General features: G+C 69.2%; 22 protein-coding genes. 15 read left to right on the top strand and 7 right to left on the bottom strand.

Going from position 1 to position 23,092, the window contains the following annotated elements; translation table 11 throughout:
* The first annotated feature begins 59 nt into the window (after nt 1-59).
* Together ACFWWR_RS34380 and ACFWWR_RS34375 are read left to right on the top strand one after the other, a co-directional pair.
* Nucleotides 60-992 carry a carbohydrate ABC transporter permease gene (locus tag ACFWWR_RS34380; RefSeq protein ID WP_384307433.1) on the top strand — a complete coding sequence of 311 codons (933 nt, stop codon included), beginning with the start codon at nt 60-62 and terminating at the stop codon, nt 990-992.
* Nucleotides 993-995: 3 nt separating this feature from the next.
* The gene (locus ACFWWR_RS34375; protein WP_384307431.1) at nt 996-1,838 is read left to right on the top strand and encodes a carbohydrate ABC transporter permease; all 843 of its coding nucleotides are present in this window, start codon (nt 996-998) and stop codon (nt 1,836-1,838) included.
* A gap of 122 nt (nt 1,839-1,960) precedes the next feature.
* Here the strand turns inward: ACFWWR_RS34375 and ACFWWR_RS34370 are convergent, their stop codons facing one another.
* Nucleotides 1,961-2,329 (bottom strand): amphi-Trp domain-containing protein, encoded by a 369-nt coding sequence (locus ACFWWR_RS34370; protein ID WP_383872603.1) that lies wholly within the window; start codon nt 2,327-2,329, stop codon nt 1,961-1,963.
* Between the two features lie 965 nt (nt 2,330-3,294).
* Between ACFWWR_RS34370 and ACFWWR_RS34365 the strand changes: the two genes are divergently transcribed.
* From ACFWWR_RS34365 to ACFWWR_RS34350, 4 genes are all read left to right on the top strand, one after another.
* A complete protein-coding gene (locus tag ACFWWR_RS34365; RefSeq protein WP_383872605.1) occupies nt 3,295-3,714 on the top strand; it encodes an SHOCT domain-containing protein in 420 nt (139 codons plus the stop codon).
* Nucleotides 3,715-3,851: 137 nt separating this feature from the next.
* Complete coding sequence (locus ACFWWR_RS34360; RefSeq protein ID WP_383872608.1) at nt 3,852-4,349, top strand: winged helix-turn-helix transcriptional regulator; 498 nt, start codon at nt 3,852-3,854, stop codon at nt 4,347-4,349.
* Nucleotides 4,350-4,471: 122 nt separating this feature from the next.
* On the top strand, nt 4,472-4,987 hold the full coding sequence (locus ACFWWR_RS34355) for an SRPBCC family protein (protein ID WP_384307429.1): 516 nt from the start codon (nt 4,472-4,474) through the stop codon (nt 4,985-4,987).
* Nucleotides 4,988-5,004: 17 nt separating this feature from the next.
* Nucleotides 5,005-6,066 (top strand): LLM class flavin-dependent oxidoreductase, encoded by a 1,062-nt coding sequence (locus ACFWWR_RS34350; RefSeq protein WP_383872614.1) that lies wholly within the window; start codon nt 5,005-5,007, stop codon nt 6,064-6,066.
* A gap of 140 nt (nt 6,067-6,206) precedes the next feature.
* Here the strand turns inward: ACFWWR_RS34350 and ACFWWR_RS34345 are convergent, their stop codons facing one another.
* The gene (locus tag ACFWWR_RS34345) at nt 6,207-6,836 is read right to left on the bottom strand and encodes a TetR/AcrR family transcriptional regulator (RefSeq protein WP_384307426.1); all 630 of its coding nucleotides are present in this window, start codon (nt 6,834-6,836) and stop codon (nt 6,207-6,209) included.
* A 91-nt stretch (nt 6,837-6,927) separates the two neighbouring features.
* On the opposite strand from ACFWWR_RS34345, the gene ACFWWR_RS34340 reads away from it, so the two are divergent.
* The 8 genes from ACFWWR_RS34340 (at nt 6,928) to ACFWWR_RS34305 (ending at nt 16,435) form a co-directional block, all read left to right on the top strand.
* A complete protein-coding gene (locus ACFWWR_RS34340; protein WP_384307423.1) occupies nt 6,928-8,091 on the top strand; it encodes a saccharopine dehydrogenase NADP-binding domain-containing protein in 1,164 nt (387 codons plus the stop codon).
* Between the two features lie 147 nt (nt 8,092-8,238).
* Nucleotides 8,239-9,651, top strand: a complete 1,413-nt coding sequence (lpdA, locus tag ACFWWR_RS34335) for a dihydrolipoyl dehydrogenase (RefSeq protein ID WP_384307420.1) — start codon at nt 8,239-8,241, stop codon at nt 9,649-9,651.
* Between the two features lie 568 nt (nt 9,652-10,219).
* Complete coding sequence (locus ACFWWR_RS34330) at nt 10,220-11,200, top strand: cytochrome c oxidase assembly protein (protein ID WP_383872626.1); 981 nt, start codon at nt 10,220-10,222, stop codon at nt 11,198-11,200.
* Nucleotides 11,201-11,646: 446 nt separating this feature from the next.
* Nucleotides 11,647-12,075: a hypothetical protein gene (locus ACFWWR_RS34325; RefSeq protein WP_384307418.1), complete on the top strand. Its 429-nt coding sequence runs from the start codon at nt 11,647-11,649 to the stop codon at nt 12,073-12,075.
* Nucleotides 12,076-12,134: 59 nt separating this feature from the next.
* The gene (locus tag ACFWWR_RS34320; protein ID WP_383872631.1) at nt 12,135-13,388 is read left to right on the top strand and encodes a CaiB/BaiF CoA transferase family protein; all 1,254 of its coding nucleotides are present in this window, start codon (nt 12,135-12,137) and stop codon (nt 13,386-13,388) included.
* A gap of 62 nt (nt 13,389-13,450) precedes the next feature.
* Nucleotides 13,451-14,629, top strand: coding sequence for an acyl-CoA dehydrogenase family protein (locus ACFWWR_RS34315; protein WP_384307415.1), 1,179 nt, complete (start codon nt 13,451-13,453; stop codon nt 14,627-14,629).
* A 37-nt stretch (nt 14,630-14,666) separates the two neighbouring features.
* Nucleotides 14,667-15,443 carry an electron transfer flavoprotein subunit beta/FixA family protein gene (locus ACFWWR_RS34310; protein ID WP_384307412.1) on the top strand — a complete coding sequence of 259 codons (777 nt, stop codon included), beginning with the start codon at nt 14,667-14,669 and terminating at the stop codon, nt 15,441-15,443.
* Nucleotides 15,444-15,469: 26 nt separating this feature from the next.
* Entirely contained in the window at nt 15,470-16,435 is a 966-nt protein-coding gene (locus tag ACFWWR_RS34305; RefSeq protein WP_384307410.1) for an electron transfer flavoprotein subunit alpha/FixB family protein, read from the top strand.
* A 328-nt stretch (nt 16,436-16,763) separates the two neighbouring features.
* On the opposite strand, the gene ACFWWR_RS34300 is transcribed toward ACFWWR_RS34305, so the two are convergent.
* The 5 genes from ACFWWR_RS34300 to eno all read right to left on the bottom strand — a co-directional run bounded on the left by ACFWWR_RS34300 (nt 16,764) and on the right by eno (nt 21,986).
* Nucleotides 16,764-17,684: a LysR substrate-binding domain-containing protein gene (locus ACFWWR_RS34300; RefSeq protein ID WP_384307408.1), complete on the bottom strand. Its 921-nt coding sequence runs from the start codon at nt 17,682-17,684 to the stop codon at nt 16,764-16,766.
* A gap of 162 nt (nt 17,685-17,846) precedes the next feature.
* A complete protein-coding gene (locus ACFWWR_RS34295) occupies nt 17,847-18,944 on the bottom strand; it encodes an alcohol dehydrogenase catalytic domain-containing protein (RefSeq protein WP_384307405.1) in 1,098 nt (365 codons plus the stop codon).
* Between the two features lie 70 nt (nt 18,945-19,014).
* Nucleotides 19,015-19,566 (bottom strand): carboxymuconolactone decarboxylase family protein, encoded by a 552-nt coding sequence (locus tag ACFWWR_RS34290; protein ID WP_383872647.1) that lies wholly within the window; start codon nt 19,564-19,566, stop codon nt 19,015-19,017.
* 35 nt (nt 19,567-19,601) lie between these two features.
* Nucleotides 19,602-20,606, bottom strand: a complete 1,005-nt coding sequence (locus ACFWWR_RS34285; protein WP_384307403.1) for a VOC family protein — start codon at nt 20,604-20,606, stop codon at nt 19,602-19,604.
* A gap of 69 nt (nt 20,607-20,675) precedes the next feature.
* Complete coding sequence (gene eno / locus ACFWWR_RS34280; protein WP_383872652.1) at nt 20,676-21,986, bottom strand: phosphopyruvate hydratase; 1,311 nt, start codon at nt 21,984-21,986, stop codon at nt 20,676-20,678.
* A 471-nt stretch (nt 21,987-22,457) separates the two neighbouring features.
* Between eno and ACFWWR_RS34275 the strand changes: the two genes are divergently transcribed.
* Complete coding sequence (locus ACFWWR_RS34275; protein ID WP_383872655.1) at nt 22,458-23,051, top strand: NADPH-dependent FMN reductase; 594 nt, start codon at nt 22,458-22,460, stop codon at nt 23,049-23,051.
* Nucleotides 23,052-23,092: the final 41 nt, after the last annotated feature.

The raw sequence follows: 23,092 nt of genomic DNA, 5'->3' as shown, positions 1-23,092 counted from the left end.
CCGTGGAACCCGCGCACGCCGCGCCGCCCGGCCCAGAGCAGGCCCCGTCCGTGACATCCATGAAGCCCGCGCCGTCGGCGCGGCCGGGCCGCAAGAACCGCGACTGGCTGCACGGACTGCTCATGTCCGCCCCGGCCGTCGTAGGACTCATCGTCTTCGTCGGAGTGCCGTTCGGCTACGCCGTGGTGCTCTCCTTCTACAACGTCCGCCTGGGCTCCCCACTGGCACCGTCCTTCTTCGGCCTGGAGCAGTACCGACGGCTGTTCACCGACCCGGACCTGTCGGGTCCGTTCCTGCGGGCCCTGCTGAACAACCTGACCTTCGCCGTGGTCGTCGTACCGGTGCAGACGGGCCTGGCGCTGGCCCTGGCGATCCTGCTGAACCGAAAGCTCAAGGCGATCGGATTGTTCCGGTCCCTGTTCTTCATGCCGGTGGTCTTCCCCATGGCGCTGGTCGCCGTGATCTGGCGCCTCATCCTGGCGCGCAGTGACCAGGGCATGCTCAACTCCGCGCTGGACGCGGTGAGTTTCGGCAACTGGGGCGCCTTCGACTGGCTCGGAGACGGCGCCACCGCCATGGCCTCGATCATCGTCCTGTCCATCTGGCAGGGCGTCGGCTTCCAGATGGTCATCCTGCTCGCCGGCCTCCAGCAGATCCCGGGCGAGCTCTACGAGGCCGCCGAGCTCGACCGCGCCTCCCGCTGGCAGCAGTTCCGCCACGTCACCCTGCCCGGTATCCGCGGCACCCTCGTCTTCGTCGCGATGCTCACCTCGGTGCTCTCCTTCCGCGTCTTCGACCAGGTCTACGTCCTCGTGCGCGGCGGCGGCCTGGATGAGGACGCCACCCGCACCGTGATGTACCAGGCCGTCACCACCGCCTTCGACCAGAACAACATCGGCCAGGCGTCCGCGATCACCGTCGTCTTCTTCCTGATCGTCGTCGTCCTGACGCTCATCCAGCGCCGCGTCGTCCGGCCCGGAAACGAGGACTGACCCATGGGCACGACCCCTACGCCCCTGCGCCGCTTCATGGACTACGCCGTACTCAGTGTGCTGGCCCTCATCTTCGTGCTGCCCGTGATCTACCTGTTCCTGGGCAGCCTCAAGCCGTCCGGCGAGGTCCTGAACGGCCTGTCCGGCTTCCTCCCCACCCACCTGTCCTTCGACAACTACTCCGCCGTCCTCGACAGTCTCAACTCCGACAGCACCGGCTACTTCTGGCGCTTCATGGGCCTCTCACTGCTGCTGGCATTCGTCGTCGTCACAGGCGGTCTGTTCGTCAACTCGATGGCCGCCTACGGGCTGTCCCGGCTGAAGTGGCGCGGGCGGGAGGCCGTCTTCACGCTCATCCTGCTGCTGATGCTGGTCCCGTTCGAGTCGGTGGCCGTGCCGCTCTTCTACATGTTCAACGACCAGCGCAACACCCTCCCCATCCTGGCGCTCCCGTTCATCGCCAACGCCTTCTCGGTCTACCAGTTCCACACGTTCTTCCGCTCCATCCCGCCGAGCATCGAAGAAGCAGCCCGCATCGACGGCGCCGGACCCTGGCGCACCTTCTTCGCGATCGTCGTCCCCATGTCGAAGCCGGCCTTCGCCTCCGTGGCGATCCTGACCTTCCTCATCCAGTGGGGCTCGTTCCTGTGGCCGGTGCTGATGGTCTCCGACCCGGCGGTACGTCCGTTGCCGCTGGAGATGAGCGTCTTCCAGGGCCAGCAGCCCCCGGACTGGGGCCAGATCCTCGCCTTCGGCGTCCTCCTGGTCCTGCCCGTGCTGGTGATCTTCGCCTTCTTCCAACGCTGGTTCGTCCAAGGTGTCGCCAGCTCCGCCGTCAAGGGCTGAGCGGGAGCCGCGGACTTGCAGCTGAAGCGCGCCTCCGGGCGCGCCAGCTGGGGCAGGAGAACAGGAGACAGGAGGCATGAACAGGAGACAGGCCGCGCCGCGGAGCTGGCGCGGCGCCCGCCTCAGGGTGTTTTCGTACCGGACCGCTTCGTGCTTTTGCTCCTGTTGCTGCCTGAACTGCTGCGCCCCGGCTTGGCGGGCGCGCTCTTCCTCGCTGTGGCTTCCTTTGTGTCCGTGCCCGTCCGCGATGGCGCTGTCCGGGTCGGTGCGGTCCTCCACTTGAACTCGATCTCCAGTTGGATCTCTCCATTACCGATCTCGACCTCCATCTCGCTACGAAGGTCGTCGGGGATCCGGAAGCTCAGCGTTCCCGGGTCGAGTTCCAGTTCGGCCTCCTCGCCTTCTCTCAGCGCGGCTGCGAGTGCCGTGAGCTGCTCAGCCGCCTCAAGGCGTGACAGCGAGCGCTTCTGCTCGAACTTGAGGTCCTTCATGGGTGTCTCCGATCCGGAAAGCTGCATCGGTCCGACGGACAGATCGCTCCGACGGACCGGGAGCGGTGCACAGTGCCCAGATCACGAAGAGTGAGAGTGATGACTACGCCCGTGTTCAGGTGGATCCAGCCCTCAGAACTCTCGCGAAGACCACCCTGCCGCTGCCGGTACCCGTCCTTGCTGAACTCCGCACTTCCAATCTCGTCCTGTGGGCCGCCCCGCGCACCTGGGAGGCCTGACCGGCAGCTCTCGATGAGTTGTTCGCGGGTCATCCGCGCAGGCCAGGGTGTTCTTGACGCGGTCGGGGCGGCTGGCATCTCTTCCAGCGTGTGGCTCGCTACCGAAGGAGCACCCAGAGGCTGAATCGCGTTGGTCGCGGCAGGGGGAGCGGGCGCGACAGCCCTGCGGGCAGCAGGTGATCCTGCCGCTCCGACCAGGGGGCCACGGCGTCGCTCGCGCCGCGCCGGCACACGTGGTTCCTGGCTGCTGGGGCCCTGACGCACCAGGCATTCAGGTTCAGTGGCACGGCTCGGGCGGTCCCGTTGCCTCGGCGCAGAGGCCGAGATGCCGGCCGGTACAAGGTGTGGAACGGTGGGAGAGGGTCGGGAACCGGGCAGGTGCTCCCCGCTCCGCCCAGGAGGTGGCGTCATGGCCGGCCAGGTCAGCGAGAGCCCAGCTCATGGTCCCCCGATACATGCTCACCTCCGGTGAACGGTGTGGCGCCACCCGCGCGCGCCCGCACCGGAGCCCGCCTCGCCATCGCCGCCTACTTCGGCGTTGGCGAGGCCTTCGACGCGCACTCACCGTCTTCGCCGAACGCTACGCCGAAAGGACGAACGTACCCACCCACCAGGCATTCACCGACGCCCTGCACACCGGCCGCGTCGCGGCCGAAGGGGAGTGACATCGGGGGCGGGAGACAACACTGCCGCGCCGGGAGGCACGGCAAGGGCAGGAGGACGACTATGAGCGACAACCTGTATCTGGCATACGACTATCCGCTCCTGGGTGCGTTCTGGACGATGATGTGGGTTTTTCTGTGGATCCTGTGGATCATTCTGCTGTTCCGCGTCATCGGCGACATCTTCCTCGACGACTCGCTGAGTGGCTGGGGGAAAACGGGGTGGACCTTCTTCGTGATCGTCCTGCCGTTCCTCGGAATCTTCGTGTACTTGGTCGCCCGGGGCCGTGACATGGGCAAGCGTGAACAGCGGGCCGCCAGGGCGCGGCAGGAGTCACTCGACGCGTACATCCGGGGGACCGTCGGAAGCTCGGGTACGGGCGGCCACGCGGACGAGCTGACCAAGCTCTCCGAGCTCAAGAGCAGAGGTGAGCTCACCGAGGCGGAGTTCCAGCACGCCAAGCAGAAAGTCCTGACGTCCTGACCGCGACACGCGGGATCTGAGGCGACTGCGCGCGTCGGCTGCCCGACGGCGACGAGCACCTGTCGGAACATCGCGCGCACCGGCTCCTCTCGCTGACCTGCTGGGTCTCACGACCGGACGAACCTATGCTGGCTGTCATGAGACGGACATCCTTTGCGCAGTGGCCCTGCTCGATCGCGCGGACCATGGACCTGCTCGGCGACTGGTGGACGCCTTTGGTGCTGCGTGAGGCGTTCTACGGCATCCGGCGGTTCGACGCGTTCCAGGAGTCGCTGGGGATCGCCCGCAACACCCTGACCGACCGGTTGCGCCGCCTGGTGGACGAAGGGCTGCTGGAGAAGCGGCCGTACCAGACCGAGCCGGTTCGGTACGACTACGTGCTCACCGAGAAGGGGCGCGACTTCTACGACGTCCTGTTGGTCATGAGCCGGTGGGGAGATCGCTGGCTCGCCGGTGAGGCGGGCCCGCCGGTGGTCATGCACCACGACACGTGCGGGCAGGAGAGCCACGCCGAGGTGGTGTGCGCCGCCTGCGGCGAGCCCATGAGCGTGGACAACACCCGTCCCCGGATGGGGCCCGGCTACCCGCCGCATCTGGCCGAACGGCCCGACGTGCGCGAGCGGTTCGCGGGCTGACTCAGCAGGCTCCACGGGGCTGCGTCCGCCCTTGACAAGTCAGTCTATCTACGCAACTTTACTGGTCAGATCCCTGATCTTCTCAGGGGTCTCCCCGGATCGGGCAGGGAGGTCGCAGGACCATGGAGTGGACGGGTGCACGGTATGCGGACAAGCCGACGGTCGAGGTCCACACCTGGATCGCCGCCCCGCCGGCGCAAGTGTGGGCGCTGGTGGCCGACATCGAGCTGATGCCGCGCATGAGCCCCGAGCTGCAGTCGGTGGAATGGCTGGACGGCAGGAGCGGCCCTGCCCAGGGGGCCCGATTCATCGGCCGGAGCAAGCACGAGGCGCTGGGGGAGTGGGCCACCACGTCCCACATCGTCGAGTACGAGCCGTCGAGCGTGCTTGCCTGGGCGGTCGAGGACCCACAACTCCCCACGGCACTCTGGCGGTTCACCCTGGAGCCGCAGGGCGGAGGCACCCTGCTGCGGCAGTGGATGCAGATGGGGCCGGCCCGCTCGGGTCTCTCCTTCGCGATCGATCGCATGCCGGAGAAGGAGCAGAAGATTGTCTTCGTACGCATGCGGGAGTTCGAGGCCAACATGACCGCCACCCTCGAAGCGATCAAAAAGCTGGCCGAGAGTGCCCAGGCCTAGGGGGAGGTGAGTCGCTGATGCGTACGTCCACCACGATCGAAGCCTCCGGGGGCGACTGGCGGGAGATCGTCGACTACGTCACCGAGGCGGAGAAACTCGGCCTCGACATCTGCTGGGTCGCGGAGGCATGGGGCTCCGAGGCGCCGTCACCGCTGGGCTATCTCGCCGCGAAGACCGAGCGCATGCAGCTCGGCTCCGGAATCATCCAGCTCGGCACCCGCACGCCGATGGCCATCGCCCGCGCCGCGATCACGCTGTCGCAGATCTCCCAGGGGCGCTTCCTCCTGGGGCTCGGCCCCTCCGGACCGCAGGTGATCGAAGGGCTGCACGGCGTGCCCTTCGCCCGGCCGCTGTCACGGATGCGGGAGACCGTCGAGATCGTCCGCCAGGCCGCCGCCGGAGAGAAACTCTCGTACCAAGGGCGGGAGTTCCAGCTTCCGCTGCCGGGCGGGGACGCCAAGCCCATGCGCCTGTCCATGCGCGCCGAGTACGACATCCCCGTCTACCTGGCGACCCTCTCGCCGAAGATGCTGCACCTGACCGGTGAGATCGCCGACGGCTGGCTCGGTACCAGTTTCGTACCCGAGGGCGCCAAGGAGGCGTACTTCGACCACCTGGACCAGGGCCTGGCCTCCGCCGGTCGTACGCGCGCGGACCTGGACATCTGCCAGGGCGCCGAGGTCGCCTTCGCGGACGACGAGGACGCGCTGCGCGTGATGGTGGCCGGACGCAAGAAGGAGCTGGCCTTCAGCCTGGGCGGCATGGGCTCCGCGACCACCAACTTCTACAACAACGCCTACAGCCGCCAGGGTTGGGCCGATGTCGCGGCCGAGGTCCGGACCCGCTGGCAGGCCGGCGACCGGGACGGCGCGGCCGGCCTGGTCACCGACGAGATGGTGCTGGCGACCACACTGATCGGGACCGAGGGCATGGTGCGCGAGCGGCTGCGGGTGTGGCGCGACGCCGGTGTCGACACCGTCCGCCTCTACCCCGCCGGCGAGACCCTCGACGCCCGACTCGCCACCCTGGGCCGGGCCATCGACCTGGTGCGTCACATCCAGGACGCGGGCACTCGGTAGCGGACGACGGTCGCGAGAATCCCTGTGCGTCGGGCGCACTAGCGGGACGACGGCCGCCTCGGGTCGCTGTGCGTCACGGTGGCGGGACGACGGCCGCCTCAGGTCGCTGTGCGGCGCCGTCCGCGAGACCCTCGTCCGGGTCAACCGAGGGCGCTGCCGGCGTCGGCCGCCAGGCCCGACATGAGAAGGGCGAGCGCCCGGAACGTCCTGGTCAGGGCTTCTTCCCGGTCCTCCACGGCGGCGATGATCTGGTTGCCCTCGCACAGGCCGGACAGCAGCAGACGAGCGACAGTGGTGACGGGAACGTCCGGCTTCAGGTCGCCGCGTTCGGCCAGGACGGTCAGCAGCCGTTCGATCGGCGGCTGCGCGATGGTGTCGTTGATCTGCCGGTACTGCTCGCCCAGGACGGAGGGCGCCTGGGCCATCAGCTCACGGTGCAGCGGATCGTCGATGGTTCGCCGTAGGAAGGCGTGCGTGAGGTGGGACACCGCGGGCATGGCGGGCTCGTCCGGTGTGGCGCGAATCGCCTCCGACGCTGTGTCGACCAGGGCTGCGACCTGCTGAATCAGCTCCGTGTAGAGCTCGGCGAACATCGCCTTCTTGTCAGGGAAGTGGTGGTAGAAGGTCCCCTTGCTCACCTGCGCCGCCCCGGTGACGGCCTCGACCGACGTGTCGGCGTAGCCGTTGACGACGAACAGTTTGCGCGCTGCCGCTGTCAGATCCGCCCGGGTCTGCTCCGCGTACATCTGTCGTCGGTTTGGCGCTCTCATGTGCACCATCGTATATTCAGTGACCTGGAGTCAATGAATGACTCAAGGTCGGCCAGTGGCCGCCATGACACCCCAGCCGGAAGGCGCAGCCATGGACAGGCGCAGGATCGTGTTGCTGGGCGCGACGGGCTACACCGGGCAGCGGGTGCTCCGGGAACTCCTCGCGCGGGACGAGAAGCCGACCTTGGCCGGACGAAACCGCGCCAGGATGTCGGCCCTGGCCGACCGTTTCCAGGCGGACCTCCCGGTGGCCGAGGTCGACGTCACCTCGCCGGCCGACATGGCGCGGCTCCTGGAGCCCAGCGATGTGGTCGTCTCCACGGTCGGTCCGTTCATGCGGCTCGGTACGGCGACGGTCACGGCTGCGGCGCGGGCGGGGGCCCACTACTTCGACTCGACGGGGGAGGGGACCTTCGCCCGCCGCGTCCTGCGCGAGCTGGACTCCGTCGCGGCCGGCCGGGGAGCGACGCTCGTGCCCGCGTTCGGCTACGACTATGTGCCGGGCAACCTCGCCGGTGCGCTTGCCCTGACGCGGGCCGGCGAGCGGGCGCGCCGGGTGGAAGTCGGCTACTTCATCACCCGTTCGGGGCGGGGCGACGAGTTGCGCTACCGCAGCACCCTGCGCGATGGCTACACCCTGACCACGGGCGGCACGCGGCAGACGCTGGTCGGCGGGGCGGCCGAGACCGGGTTCGCCTACCGGCGCCCCCGCCCCGGGGTTCGCGCCCGTGTGGTCGAAGAGCGCGTCGGCAAGCGCGTCCGCACCTTCCGCTACGCGGGCGTCAACCGTACGGCCATGACGGTTCCCGGCTCGGAGCACCTCGGTCTGCCGGAAGTCTTCCCTCAGTTGGAGAGCGTCGAGGTGGGTCTGGGCTGGTTCGGGCGCTGGACACGCCCGGTACAGATCGCCAGCACGCTCCAGGCCCCCCTGCTGCGGTCGGCGAAGGTACGGGCCGCGCTGACGCGACTGTCCGAGCGGCTGCCGGGATCGCAGCGAGAGCCGGACTCCGACGGCCGTTCCCTGGTGATCGCCGTCGCCCGTGACGGCTCCGGTCGGCCCCTGGCCACGACGGCCCTCACCGGGCCCGATCCGTACGAGATGACGGGATCCCTCCTGGCCTGGGCCGCCGTCCAGGCGGCTGCGCCGGATGTCGAACTCAAGCCGGGCGCGCACGGTCCGGTCGCGGCCTTCGGGCTCGAAACCCTGAGGCTCGGCGCCGCCGAGGCCGGACTGAACGAGGCCGACAAGACGTGAGCTCGCCGTCCATGGGCGATTGATGGAGCATGCTGGCGGAGTATTTTCTGGTGGCCGCTGCTGAATTGAAAAAACGAGCTGTTGGACCGGGAGTGAGTCGGCCCTCGTACGGGGTGGGCCGACCGCCCCGTCAGAAAGGAACTTTCCATGGATGAGCAGGGCGAGCACTTCGACGTCGTCGTCCTCGGAGCAGGCCCCGGCGGATATGTCGCCGCCGTCCGCGCCGCACAGCTCGGCAAGCGCGTAGCGGTCGTCGAGGAGAAGTACTGGGGCGGCGTCTGCCTGAACGTCGGCTGCATCCCGACCAAGGCCCTGCTCCGCAACGCCGAGCTGGCGCACGTCTTCACGCGCGAGGCGAAGACCTTCGGAATCAAGGTCGAGGGGCAGGTGTCCTTCGACTACGGCGAGGCGTTCCGGCGCAGTCGCAAGGTGGCGGACGGCCGGGTCAAGGGCGTCCACTACCTGATGAAGAAGAACAAGATCGCGGAGCTGAGCGGGCGCGGCACGTTCCGCGATCCGCACACGCTCGACGTGGCACTTTTCGACGGCTCGACGCAGACGATCGGGTTCGACCACTGCATCATCGCCACCGGCGCGACGCCGAAGCTGCTGCCCGGCACCCGCCGTACCTCCCGCGTGGTGACGTACGAGGAGCAGATCCTGGCCGAGGACCTCCCTCAGTCGATCGTGATCGCGGGTGCCGGGGCGATCGGCATCGAGTTCGCCTACGTCCTGCACAACTACGGCGTGAAGGTCACGATCGTCGAGTTCCTGGACCGGGTGGCGCCTCTGGAGGACGCCGAGGTGTCCGCCGAACTGGCCAAGCAGTACCGGCGCCTGGGCATCGACGTGCTCACCTCCACCAGGGTCGAGTCCATCGACGAGTCCGGCCCGCAGGTCCGCGTCACGGTCACCCGCAAGGACGGCAGTCAGCAGGTTCTGGAGGCCGACAAGGTGCTCCAGGCGATCGGCTTCGCCCCGAATGTGACCGGTTACGGCCTGGAGAACACCGGGGTGACGGTCACTGACCGCGGCGCCATCGACGTCGACGGCCGCTGCCGCACGTCGGTCCCGCACATCTACGCCATCGGCGACGTCACCGCGAAGCTGATGCTCGCGCACGCCGCCGAGGCGATGGGCGTCATCGCCGCCGAGACCCTCGCGGACGCGGAGACCATGGAGCTCGACTACGCGATGATCCCGCGCGCCACCTTCTGCCAGCCCCAGATCGCCAGCTTCGGCTACACCGAGGCCCAGGCACGGGAGAAGGGCTACGACGTCAAGGTCGCGAAGTTCCCCTTCACCGCGAACGCCAAGGCACACGGCTTGGGGGATGCGAGTGGCTTCGTGAAGCTCATCAGCGACGCCAAGTACGGCGAGCTGATCGGCGGCCACCTGATCGGCCCGGACGTCACCGAACTCCTCCCCGAACTGACCCTGGCCCAGCAGTGGGACCTCACCGTCCACGAGGTGGCCCGCAACGTCCATGCCCACCCGACCCTGGGCGAGGCGGTCAAGGAGGCCGTCCACGGCCTCGCAGGGCACATGATCAACATGTGAGACCGGATCGGCGGCACCGCCGCGATCGCCGTCGGCAAGGTCAAGCCCGGCTGGTGAACATGGCCGCCGAGCAAGGCCTTGCCCTGGTCTGCGTCGACCCGGCATACACCTCCGAGTGAGGCCGAGCACTGGAAGACGTCCCTCACCGGCAAGAAGCGTGCGATGACCCGTCACGACGCGGCGGGCATCGCGATCGGAAGGCGCGCCTCGGGCGCCCGATCCGGCGACGGACGAAGCACCTCGCACTCACCGGAGCGATGGCGGCGGGCCTCGGAGAACGTCCAAGCCGATCGCGGCGCCCGGGGGCGTGCGGCACACCGTCGGACACGGAAACCGGAACCAGCCCCCGGAGTGCGGCGACCGGCCGCGCGGTCACAGCGGGGAACCGGCGTGTCCAAGACCGTTCGGAACACGCGGCTGAGCAGGGGCCGGGCAACAGGGCTGCCTCTCGCTCGGCCATCAGGTATGGGCGAGGTATGAGCCCGGTGTGACGACGGCGAATCAGGTGAGTCCGTGACCGGCGCGGGGGAGTACACGGCAGAAGATGTCACAAGGGAGGGAGGTGGGGATGGGAAGTCTGCCCGAGCTCAGCACGGGACGATTGCTCTCTTCGTGGCATCTGGATCTGCCGGCGCTGCTACTGGTCGTCCTGCTCGGCGCGCTGTACGGCCGGGGGGTGCTGCGCTTGAAGCGGAGAGGCGAGAGCTGGCCCGGGTCCCGTGTCGCGGCCTTCGCGTTGCTCGGTCTCGGCACGCTCGTCGTGGCCACGATGTCCGCGCTGTCGGTGTACGACCGTGTGCTCTTCTGGCCGGCCGCTGTCCAGAACGTTCTTCTCGACCTGATCGCTCCGCTCGGACTGGCCCTGGGCGATCCGCTGAGCCTGGCCCTGCGGGCCCTGCCCGAGCCCGCCGCCGGTCGCGTACGGCGGGTGCTGACCGGGCGGACGGTGCGCCTGCTCACCTTCCCGCTGGTCAGCACGGCCCTCGTGCTGGTGACCGAACTGACGGTGTACTTCACCCCCTACTTCGAGACCGCTCTGCGCGACGGCTGGCTGCATGAGCTGATGTACCTGCACCTGCTGCTCGTCGGATGCCTGTTCGTGGTGCCGGTGCTCACCCGTGAGGAGGCGCTGCCGAGGTGGTGCACTCATCCGGTCCGGGCGGCGCTGGTGTTCCTCGACGGGGTCATCGACGCGGTGCCGGGCATCGTGGTGATGACCCACGGCACGCTGATCGCCGGGGCCTGGTACCTGGGCCACGCTCCCTCATGGGCGCCGGACGTACACCATGACCAGCAGCTCGGCGGCGGCGCCATGATCGGCATCGCCGAACTGGTGGCCTTGCCCTTCCTGCTCGCCGTCCTGGTGCAGTGGTCGCGCACCGAACGCGCCGAGACCACCGCCCTGGACCGCCGCCTGGACGCGGAACTGGTCCCCGCGGGGCCCTCGGCGACGGGGCCCGTGCACGGGCCGGACCTCGTCCGTCCGTGGTGGGAGACCGAGAACAGCGAAGTCGCCCAGCGGATTCGGCAGCAGCGGCCAGGACGCTGACACAGGCGGCCGCGGTAGCGGCCGTTGCCGCGGTCGGGGGGGGCGTCGGCCGAGTCGGCCCCGCGCCGTCCACACACTGTCGCCCTCGCAGGGCTCGCCGCCGTCCATCCGGTGGTGCTGCGGCCCCGGTTGGTCCGTCCGAGTGCTCGGCTCCGGTCGGCTTCTCCCGCCGCGAAGATCTGCCGAGGCGGGTCCGGCGGCCTCGAAGTCCACAACTCGCCCTCCGGGGCTGCCGCTCGCCGACAGGGCCTGCGCGCAACCAGCGCTCCCAAGCGAGACTAGCGCGGAGAAACCCGCTCTGACCTCAGCGAACAGAGCGCTTTCCGCGCACAAAGATGCGTCAGTACGTCGTTGACCGGCGAACCGCGACAGGGCCAGGGTGAGGGAGCCACATCGGATGGCGACCACCCGTTTTCCGGTCACCGAAATGCGTGCAGGAGGCCGTGATGCCCCAGACAGACACCCGTGAACACACCGAGTTCACGGACGACCACAAGGCCGACGCCACGGCCACGGCCGCGGCCGCCACGCCGAACGCACCGGCGGTCTGCCCTGAACTCCTCTTTCAGCGCTGCCTCTGGTGCGGCACTCCGGCCTACCGCCGTTCGTTCTGCCGTGCCTGCGGGTCGATGGCCTTCAAGCGGGAGCGCAGCGAGGGCTCCGGGGTCGTCGTGCGCCGGTACGGCCATGTCCCGCACAACACGTGGTTCGTCGCGATGGACGAGGGCTTCAACCTGCTGTGCCAGGTCACCGGGTCGGCGACGGTCACGGTGGGGACGCGGGTGAGCGTCGTACGGTCCGACGCCCCCCTCGGCCAAGGCCTGCCGCTCGTGGAACTCACCCACCCGGCGCCGCCCCCGGAGCGCTGGTGGTAACGGGAGACGGCCGAGACACCGTCACCTCGCACACACAGGACGATCAGAGAGGAGGGTGCGTGAGTACCCAGCACAACGCACCGGACGGATGGGACGGCGTTCTCGACGGAGTGGGGCGCGGCGCGCTGGACGGTCTGCGTATCGCCGACTTCTCCCGGGTTCTCGCGGGGCCCTACGCCACGATGCTCCTCGCCGACCTCGGCGCCGACGTGGTGAAGGTGGAACGGCCGGGCATCGGGGACGACACCCGGGCCTGGCACCCTCCTGCGGACCACGACGGCACGTCGACCTATTTCCTCGGCGTCAACCGGAACAAGAGGTCCGTCGTCCTGGACCTCACGACCGACGCCGGCGTCGAACAGGCCCGCGCCCTGGTAGCCGAGTCCGACGTGCTGGTGGAGAACTTCCGTCCCGGCACGATGGAACGGCTGGGGCTCGGCCCTGGCGAACTCCGTGCCCGCCACCCTGGGTTGATCTACTGCTCGATCAGCGGTTTCGGCAGCGGCGAGGGCGCGGAGATCCCAGGATACGACCTGCTCGTGCAGGCCGTCGGCGGGCTGATGAGCGTGACCGGCCACACGGCCGGCGAGCCCGTGAAGGCGGGCGTGGCCCTGGTCGACGTGATCACCGGCCTGCACGCCTCGCTCGGCATCCTCGCCGCCCTCCGGCACCGGGACGCCACCGGGGAGGGGCAGTGTGTGGAGGTGAACCTGCTCGGCTCGCTGCTGTCGGCCATGGTCAATCAGGCGTCGGCGTTCGCCGTCGCCGGCGTGGTTCCGGGCCGTATGGGCAACGCGCACCCCAGTATCGCCCCGTACGAGACCTTCCCGGCAGCCGATCGCCCGATCGCGATCGCGGTGGGCAACGACCGCCAGTTCGCGGAGCTCGCCAAGGTGGTCGGGGACCCCGGTCTCGCAGCCGACGACCGCTTCCGCACCAATGCCGACCGGGTCGCCCACCGCGCCGCCCTACGGGACATCCTGACCGAACGGCTGGGGGGCGCCGGCGCGGACCACTGGTCGGCCGTCCTGCTCTCCGCGGGAGTGCCCGCCGGACCGGTCAACACCCTCGACGACGCATTCGCCTTCGCCCAAAAGCTCGGCCTCCCCGGCATCGTCGACATCCCCGCCGCACCCGCAGACGGAGCAGAGGGAGCACAGGGCACGCCCTCGCGCCAGGTCGCGAGCCCCATCACGCTGAGCGGCACGCCGGCGCAGTACCGCCTGCCGCCGCCGCGCCTGGGCCAGCACACCGCAGAGATTCTGCACCGCCTCTCCGACCACGATTCCGCGCCGGACGAAGCGGCCACCTGACCCTTCCCGTCGCGGACACCCCGACCGAACCGATCACTCACCACCACCTCCAGGAGCTCACCATGAGCGGCGCCAAGCCGATGAAGGACCCTCTCGACCTGCTTGACTTCTCCTCCACACTCAGCGACGAGGAGCGGGAGATCCAGGCCACCGTCGCCAAGTTCCTCGCCGACCGGGTGCGCCCGCACATCGGCGAGTGGTTCGAGAACGCCCACTTCGCTCGCGAACTCGCTCCGGAACTGGGCAAGTTGGGCGTGCTCGGCATGCACCTCGAAGGGTACGGCTGCGCCGGCACCAACGCTGTCAGCTACGGACTGGCCTGCCTGGAGCTGGAGGCGGCGGACTCCGGCTTCCGCAGCTTCGTCTCCGTACAGGGCTCGCTGTCGATGTTCTCCATCTGGAAGTGGGGCTCGGAGGAGCAGAAGCAGGAGTGGCTGCCCCGGCTCGCCGCCGGCGAGGCCATCGGCTGCTTCGGCCTGACCGAGCCCGACTTCGGCAGCAACCCCTCCGGGATGCGCACCAGGGCCGTACGCGACGGCGACGACTGGATTTTGAACGGCTCCAAGATGTGGATCACCAACGGCGGTATCGCCGATGTGGCCACCGTCTGGGCACAGACCGAGGACGGCGTCCGCGGCTTTCTCGTGCCCCGCGGGACGCCCGGCTTCACCACGCAGGACATCAAGCAGAAGATGTCGCTGCGCGCCTCCATCACCTCGGAGCTCTACTTCGACAACGTACGGCTCCCCGACTCGGCGCGGCTGCCCCTCGCGGAAGGCCTGCGCGGACCGCTGTCCTGCCTGAACGAGGCCCGCTTCGGCATCCTGTTCGGCGCGGTCGGCGCGGCCCGCGACTCGATCCAGGCCGCCATCGAGTACGCCGACTCCCGCATCCAGTTCGACAAGCCGATCAGTGCTTTCCAGCTCACCCAGAAGAAGCTCGCCGACATGAGCGTGTCCGTGGGCAACGCCGCGCTTCTCGCCGTGCACCTGGGCCGGCTCAAGGACCAGCACCGCATCAGGCCCGAGCAGATCAGTGTCGGCAAGCTCAACAACGTCCGGGAAGCGATCGCCATCGCACGGGAGTGCCGCACCATCCTGGGGGCCAACGGCATCTCCCTGGAGTACTCGCCGCTGCGGCACGCCAACAACCTGGAGTCCGTGCTGACGTACGAAGGCACGAGTGAGATGCACACCCTGGTCGTCGGGCAGGCGATCACCGGCCAGGCGGCGTTCCGATGACCACGACGCCGACCACGACGGCTGAGGGAAGACACCCGTGAACATCGTCGTACTCGTCAAGCAGGTTCCGGACTCCGGTGCCGAACGCGCCCTGTCCCAGGCCGACCACACCCTCGACCGCGAGGGCGCCGAACTCGTCCTGGACGAGATCAACGAGCGTGCCGCCGAAGAGGCTTTGACGCTGAAGGAGACGGCGGACGCCCACGTCACCGTCGTCTCCATGGGACCCGAGTCCGCACTCGACGCGATCCGCAAGGTCCTGGCGATGGGCGGCGACCGGGGGATCCACATCTGCGACGACAGACTGCACGGCGCCGACGTGCCGACCACCGCGAAGGTCCTGGCGGCCGCCGTGCGGACCGTGGCGGACGTCGACCTGGTGCTCGCCGGTGACGCGACCACCGACGGTCAGGCGAGCGCGGTCCCCGCCGTCGTCGCGGACCTGCTCGGCCTGCCGCAGGTGACCCACGTACGAAAGCTGGACGTGGACTCGGGACGGGTGAGCGCCGAGCGCGAGACCGAGGACGGCGAGGCGACGCTGGACGCTCCGCTGCCCGCGCTGGTCAGCGTCACCGAAAAGATCAACGAGCCGCGCTACCCCTCCTTCAAGGGGATCATGGCCGCCAAGAAGAAGCCGGTGGACACGGTCGACCTCGACGACCTGTTCCCCGACACGGCCGGGTTCCTCGTGTCCCGCACGCGTGTGGTGGAGGCCGTCCCGCGTCCCCCGCGAACCGCCGGAACCCGGATCACGGACGACGGTTCGGCCGGCCGACAGCTCGCCGCGTACCTGATCGCCCAGAAGCTCGTCTGAACCGCCCGACCAGGAGACAGGCCCCCATGCCCGAAGTCCTCGTACTCGTCGACCACGACGGGGAACGTGTCAACAAATCAACATACGGACTCCTGACCGCCGCACGGCGGCTGGGGAACCCGGCCGCCGTCGTCGTGGGAATCCCCGGCACAGCCGCGCGCCTCATGGAGTCCCTCGCCCGGCACGGCGCCATGAGCGTCCACGCCGCGGAATCCGCCGACGCGGCCGGATTTCTCGTCACGCCCGCCGTCGACGCCCTGGAGCTCGCGGTCCGGGAGACCTCTCCCGTCGCCGTTCTGGTCTCCGCCACGACGGACGGCAAGGAGGTGGCCGGGCGTCTGGCCGCACGGCTGGACGCGGGGCTGCTGATCGACGCGGTCGACCTGGACTCGTCCGGGGTGGTCACCCAGATCGTCTTCGGAGGGTCCTACACCGTGCGCTCACGGGTCACCCATGGCATACCGGTGATCGCCGTGCGTCCGGGCGCCTTCGAGCCGGAGGAGCATCCCGTGGAGGCGAGGGAGCAGGAGCTGGCCCCGCCGCCGATCGACCCCGCGGCGTCCGCCCGCATCACCGCCCGGCGCGCCGCCCTCGCGGGCGACCGGCCCGGACTCACCGAGGCGACCGTCGTGGTCTCCGGAGGCCGCGGTGTCGCGGGAGCGGACGGTTTCAAGGTCGTGGAGGAGATGGCCGACGCTCTGGGGGGCGCCGTGGGCGCCTCGCGCGCCGCGGTCGACGCCGGCTACTACCCGCACCAGTACCAGATCGGTCAGACCGGCAAGACCGTCTCCCCGCAGCTGTACATCGCCCTGGGCATCTCCGGGGCCATCCAGCACCTCGCCGGGATGCGGACCTCCAAGACCATCCTCGCGGTCAACAAGGACCCGGAGGCACCCATCCTCGGTCTCGCCGACCACGGCGTAGTGGGCGACCTCTTCTCGGTGGCTCCCCAGCTCACGAAGGAATTGACCGACCGCCGCACCGTCGACTGAGACGGCCGCCTGAGATGGACGCCGTTCTCGCGGTCCGGGCCTTCTGGTCCGGACCGTCCGTCACGGACCATGAGGGGCAACACCAGGCGGCACCGAACCGCAGCAGCAAGGCGCTCACCCACGTTCAGTGACAAGCTCAGCGAGGTGATACGACCTTTCCCTCAGGCCTCCGCGCGGAGAAGGCCGTCGCGGGCGTCGAGGACGGCAGCCCCGGACGGACCTGACGGCGCTGCCGGGGAGGGGGCCGAGGCACCCTGAGCGGACTGCGGATCACGGAGTGCGGCCCGCGCCGGAGCCGCCCGCAGGAGCACCGCGGGCACACACCGATTCAGCCGGCGGTGACCGTGGCGGCGGCGGCCTCTCGCAGGCGGCGGATCAGGCCGCGCACCGCGGGCGAGGTCTCGCCCCTGCGGTAGGCACCCACCAGCCGGGTGGTCAGCGACACGTCCGCCAGCGGACGGTAGGCCACCCCGGGGATGTGCACGCGGCGCAGGGAATCAGGGACCAGAGCCACCGCGAGACCACCGCCCACCAGCGTCAGAGCCGCGATGAAGTCCCGCACCGGGGGAGCACAACGCGGGCTGAACCCACCTTGCTCAGCCACCTCGAGAATCTGGTCGCGGCAGCCGTACTCCTCGTCGAAGTGCGGAGCCACGAACCACTCGTCGCGCAGCTGCGCCGCCGATATCGCCTCGTACGCCGCCAGCGGCGCGCCGGACGGCAGCGCCACGACGACATCCTCGGTGAGCAGGCAGGTGGCCGTGACTTCGGGCGGGTACTCCGGCCGCCAGCGCAGGAAGCCGACGTCGATGTCCCCGCAGGCCAGCGCTTCCAGTTGGGCCGGTGTCTCCAGCTCGCGCACCTGCACGGTCAGCTCGGTGCCGGGGGCCGCGCAGCGGGTGAGGACGTCGGTCAGCACTCCCGAGAACGTTGCCGAGGCGACGTACGCGATCTGGGCGTGCCCCAACTCCCCGCGACCGGCGCGCCGGCCCACCGTCTCGGCCCGGGAGACCTGGGCGAGGGTCAGCCGCGCCTCCTCGAGGAAAAGCCGCCCGGCGCTGGTCAACGCCGGGCGGCTGCGCCGTCCGCGGTCGATCAGCCGCACGCCCAAGTGCGACTCCAGCGCCCTGACCTGGGCGCTGAGCGCCGACGGAGCAAGATGCAGACGGTCCGCGGCCCGCGCGAAGTGCAGTTCCTCCGCGACGATGACGAACGATTCCAGCCAGCGCAGTTCCACCGGCTCCTCCATCCTGCCGGGCCTGTGCTGACGAGAGCACAGGCCGTGTGCACAACTTGTGTGAAGCACCCCGCGGCGGCGTCAAGGCAGAACAGGTCCGCCGCGGGGTGAGTACGGGGGCATCAGGGGCATGGCCGGCCAAGGGACGTCCGGACACTCGCTGAGCCCTGTGGTTCAGGGGATGACCACGTAGTTGCTGAACCCGCCGTCGCGGTCCTGGAGACCTGAGATCGCCTCGTTGACCCTGGACAGCGGGAACGGCTTGGCCTGCAGATAGGACAGGTCCAGGGCGCCGGTGCCCACCATGTCGGCGAGTTCCTGCCCCTGCGCGGTGCTGAACCAGTTGGAGCCGATCAGTTGGACCTGCTCGTCCATGAGCCACTTGACGTCCACGGGCAGTCGGTCGGCCACGCCGCCGACGTTGACGACCCTGCCGCCCCGACGGACGCCCTGCATGGAGTCGAGCATGGTCTCCACCGGTGCCTTGGCGCCCAGGGCGCTGATCACGTAGTCCGCGCCCTCGTCACCGGTGCGGGACTTCGCCCACTCGCCGGTGGAGCCGTCACCCAGCCGGAAGACCTCGACCCGCTCCGGGTCGAGTTCCTTGACGCGCTTGAGGAGCTCCTCGTTGCGGCCGGTCCCGAGGACCCGGGAGGCGCCGGAGGCCAGCGCGAGCATGGTCGCAGCGACACCGAGGGTTCCCGTGACGCCGTCGATGAGCGCGACCTGGCCGGGGCCGGCCGCGGCGTTCTTGAGGGCGCCGTAGGACGTGCCGATGTAGCCGAGCTTGCCGGCCTGTTCGAACGTCATGTTGTCCGGGATGTTGACGATCGAGGACTGCGGGGCGGTCATGTACTCCGCGAAACCGCCGTACGGGTACAGGTCGAAGATCCGCTGACCGTCACGGGAGGTGCTGAAGTAGCCGTTCAGTGTGAAGTAACGGCACCGGCTCAGTTCCCCGCCCCGGCACACCTGACAACTTCCGCACCCGCGCAGGGGGTTGACGTAGACCCGGTCGCCCGGCTTGGTGTTCAGCACCGCCTCGCCGACGGCTTCGACCACGCCGGCGGCGTCCAGGCCGAAGATGGCGGGGAACTTGGGCAAGGGTTGGTGCGGGAACCACGTGGGCCAGTTGTTGATCACGTTGGCCATGTTCGGCACGATCCCGCACGCCTTGACCCGCACCAGCACGTCGGTCGGCCGAGGGGTGGGCACGTCGATGGTGTCCACCGACATCGGCTCACCGAGCGCGTGCAGTCGTGCAGCGAGCATTTTCGCCATTGAAATACTCCTTGAAACTGCTCCGTCCCAGGCGGCCGGAGGCGGAGACATAAAGAATTGCCTAGGAATTCGGGAACGGGTTCGGGTAATTGTCCTCGAGGTCGATGTCCAGCAGCCCCATGATGCGGACGCCGGAGTTGTACCAGGCGATGGACAAGGACAGTTCGACCATCTGCTTGTCCGTCAGGTGCTCGGCGGCGGCACTCCACGTCTCCTTCGAGACCTCGACCTGGAGCGTCGACTCCTTGGCGAGGTGCATCACCGCCTTCTCCACCCCGTCGAACAGGTCGGACGACTCGAAAACGGCCACCGCCGCGAGCTGTTCCTCGGTGAGCCCGGCCCCCAGTCCGTGCGACTGGTGGTGCGCGACCTCGTACGCGGACCGGGTCGCGTGGCCCACGGTCAGGATGGCCAGTTCACGCAGCTTGGGACTGAGGTCGGCGGCGCGCAGCGAGTTGGCGTAGGTCAGGAAGGCGTCCAGCTGGGTCGGCGCGTTGGTGAGGGCGAGGAAGATGTTCGCCGTCGGCACCTTGCGTTCGGCTTCCAGCCGGTCGTACAGGGGTTTCTGCGCCTCGTCCGCGTCCTCGCGGCGCAGGTAGGGGACTCGTGCCATGGTGTCTCCTTCTGGGGACGTGATCGTACGAATGGTCAGCGGGCGGACTTCTCGAGCAGGAACCGCTCCATGGACATCGGCTTCGGCAGTTCGGCCGGCGGGATCTGCGGCACGCCGACGAAGGGCGATGCCTCGAAGTACCACTTCTCCAGCGCGGGCAGGCCCCATCGGGCGTTGGTGCTCAGGGCGGCCGCGTCCCAGCGCACGGGCTCGATCTCGGTGTCGATCGTCTGGTAGTGGCTGTTGAAGACCTCCACGCGGTGGCCGTCGGGGTCGCGGAGGTAGGCGAAGAGCATCCCGCCCGGACCGTGACGCCCCGGGCCGCGCTCCACGCCGTCGCCGTAGCCGAGAATGCCCGCCCAGTCGCAGGCGGTGAAGATGTCGTGGCTCTCGGAGACGGTGTAGGCGAAGTGGTGCAGGGCGGGCCCGGTGTTCTCGATGATCGCCAGGTCCAGGCAGGTGCCCTTGCGGTACATGAAGGCACCCAGCAGCTTGTCGCCGTGCTCCAGGTACTCCGAGTTGCGGAAGCCGAGCTCGCTGTAGAAGGCGCACAGCTCGTAGGCGTCGGGCGCGAAGATCTGGTAGTGGTCCAGCCGCTGCGCGTGGGCACCCTTGTAGGACGCGAAGTCGATGTGCAGCCGCGGCCGCGTCTCCATGGTCGCGCACAGTTCGAGCGGCGTGCCGATGGGGTCGCTGACGTGCAGGGTGCGGCCCTGGTACGGGACGTCGACCCACTCGGCGGGCAGTCCCCGCTCACGGAACCAGTCGTATGTCAGGTCGAGGTCCTCCTCGAAGAACACCCGGTAGCCGACCCTCTTGCAGGTGCCGCCGCCTTCTTCGTCCAGCTCCAGGACGAGACTGTGGTGGCAGGCCTCGGCGAGGCCGCGGAGGTAGCAGGTGCGCTCGTCCTCGTCGCTGACGACGAGGCCCAGGGCGTTCACGTAGAAGTTCCGGCTCTCGGCCAGGTCGGCCACGGTGAGACGCACATGACTGGAGCGGGTGATGTTGAAACTGGGGCGCAGATTGACGGGAGGCAGCATGGTGGTCTCCGGGCTCCGATCGGCTCTGGATTTCGATGACTGTAATACTCGAATACTTCGAGTGCCGTTTTACGGCTTGGGTGTGGAGGCCGCGGGATCCGCGAATGTGAAGGCGGACCATCCGCTGAATTCCGCGGATGTGCCGAGGGCCTCCTCGATTCGCAGAACCTCGTTCCACTTGGCCATTCGCTCGGAGCGGGTGAACGAGCCCACCTTCAGCTGACCGGCGTCCCAGCCGACGCTCAGATGGGCGATGGTGACGTCCTCGGTCTCCCCGGACCGGGCCGAGACGATCGTGCCGAAACCGGCGTCCTTTCCGGCGCGCAGTGCCTGGAAGGCCTCCGTGACGGTGCCGGCCTGGTTCGGCTTGACGAGGACGGCGTTCGCCGCCCCGCTGGTGGCGGCGGCCTCCACTCGCTTGGCGTTCGTGACCAGGTAGTCGTCGCCGATCACCTGGCAGCGGTGGCCGTAGCGCCGGGTGAACTCCACCATGCCCTCGTGGTCGTCCTCGCCCACCGGATCCTCGACGGAGAGGATCGGATACTGCTCGACCCAGCCGCCCAGCATGTCGATCAGCGCTTCGGTGTCCAGTGTGCGGTCGTCCAGGGCCAGCGTGTACTGCCCGCCGCTGCCGAACTGCGAGGCCGCGACGTCCAGCGAGATGCCCACCTGGGAGAGGGGCGCGAAGCCCGCGCTCTCGATGGCCAGGGTCAGCATCTCCAGCGCCTCCTCGTTGGAGTCGAACGCGGGCCAGAACCCGCCCTCGTCGGCCACGCCCTGCGCCTTGCCGGCCTTGCGCATCAGGGCTCCGGCCGCCCGGTAGATCTCCGCCGTCCAGTCCAGGGCCTCGGAGAAGCTGCGTGCCGCCGGGCAGACCACCATGAAGTCCTGGACGTCGACGCGACGGTCCGCGTGGGCTCCGCCGCCGAAGATCTGGATCTCCGGCAGCGGGATGCGGACCGGCCGTCCGCCCGCCAGGTGCTGCCACAGGGGCACGCCCGCCGACGCGGCGGTGGCGTGCAGGACCGCCATGGACGTGGCCACGATCGCGTTGCCGCCCAGGCGGCCGCGGTCGGGAGTGCCGTCGAGGTTCACGAGGAGCCGGTCGACGGCCTCCTGGTCACCCGCGTCACGGCCCGCGAGGGCGGGGGCGATCTCGTGGTTCACCGAGCCCACCGCGCGCTGGACGTCGAGCCCACCGAAGCGGCTGCCGCCGTCGCGCAGGTCGAGCGCCTCGCCCTGGCCCGTCGAGGCCCCCGCCGGGGCGATGGCCCGGCCGGTCGCGCCGTCTGCGAGGTGTACCTCGACCTCGACGGTCGGCCGACCGCGGGAGTCCCACACCCTGCGGCCGTAGAGCTTGGCGATCCGCGCGTCTGTCATTGCGGCGCAACCTTTCGAAGTTCGGACGATCGGGGCGATGGAAGAGGCCCGTGCCTACCGTCCTGGGGTGTCCCCGCAGCCGGAGGCGACGGAGGGCGTACGGAGAAAGTCCTCGCCGACGAACAAGCGCGGTCCGGCCCCCGCGGGGCGGCTCCTGAAGAGACGCGGGGGCGTCGGGCGCGAGCGAGAAGGTGATGGCGAGGGTTGCTCGTTCACTGCGGCTCTTCGTGCTAACGATAGCGCAATCGTGCAAAGCGGCGACTGCTCTGTCAAGGGGCAGGGGGACGCTTGATCCAGCAGACTCGTGGTTTATGTCCTCTTGGTCGGCCGGGCTGCGAATGCTATCGTTCGCACAGCCTGCGGTGTTCCGGCAAGAACTCCGGCGGACCCGCGCTCTCCTGGACGGACGGACAGCACAGGGGGCACGGGTCCGCCGGCCCGCATCCCGGCCGACAGGAAAGTGAGCCCGACATGACACCCCAGCCCTCCGTGGCCCCCATGACCCTCACCACCGTCGTGGCCAGCACGCGCCCCGGACGGGTGGGCAGATCCGTCGCGGACTGGTTCGCTCTCCGGGCCGCGGATCACGACCAGTTCGCGGCGCACACCGTCGACCTGTACGAGCTCGCTCTCCCCTTCTTCGACGAGCCGCATCCGCCCGCTCTGCGGCAGTACACGAAGAGCCACACCCGCGAGTGGAGCCGGATCGTCGACGCGTCGGACGCGTTCGTCTTCGTCACCCCGGAATACAACGGCGGCTTCCCTGCCCCGTTGAAGAACGCGTGGGACTTCCTCGCCGTGGAGTGGCAGCACAAGCCGGCCGCCTTCGTCAGCTACGGGGGTGTCTCGGCGGGCACCCGGGCGGTGCAGATGGGAAAGCAGGTCGTGGCGAACCTCAGGATGCTGCCGATCGGTCCGACCGTGAGCATCCCGTTCGTCAGCGAACGCGTCGAGGACGGCGATTTCAGGCCCGGCAAGATCCACGAGGCCGCTGCAGAGCAGGTGCTCGACGAACTCGCCCGCACCGCCCGCGTCATGAGGCGGCTGCGCAGCGGAACGCACTGACCCGCGCCGCCCATGCGAAGGCGCCCGGAGCACATTGGCTC

Source organism: Streptomyces sp. NPDC058678 (genome assembly GCF_042714835.1).
GTDB lineage: Bacteria > Actinomycetota > Actinomycetes > Streptomycetales > Streptomycetaceae > Streptomyces.
This window is presented reverse-complemented; position numbering and strand designations above follow the sequence as displayed.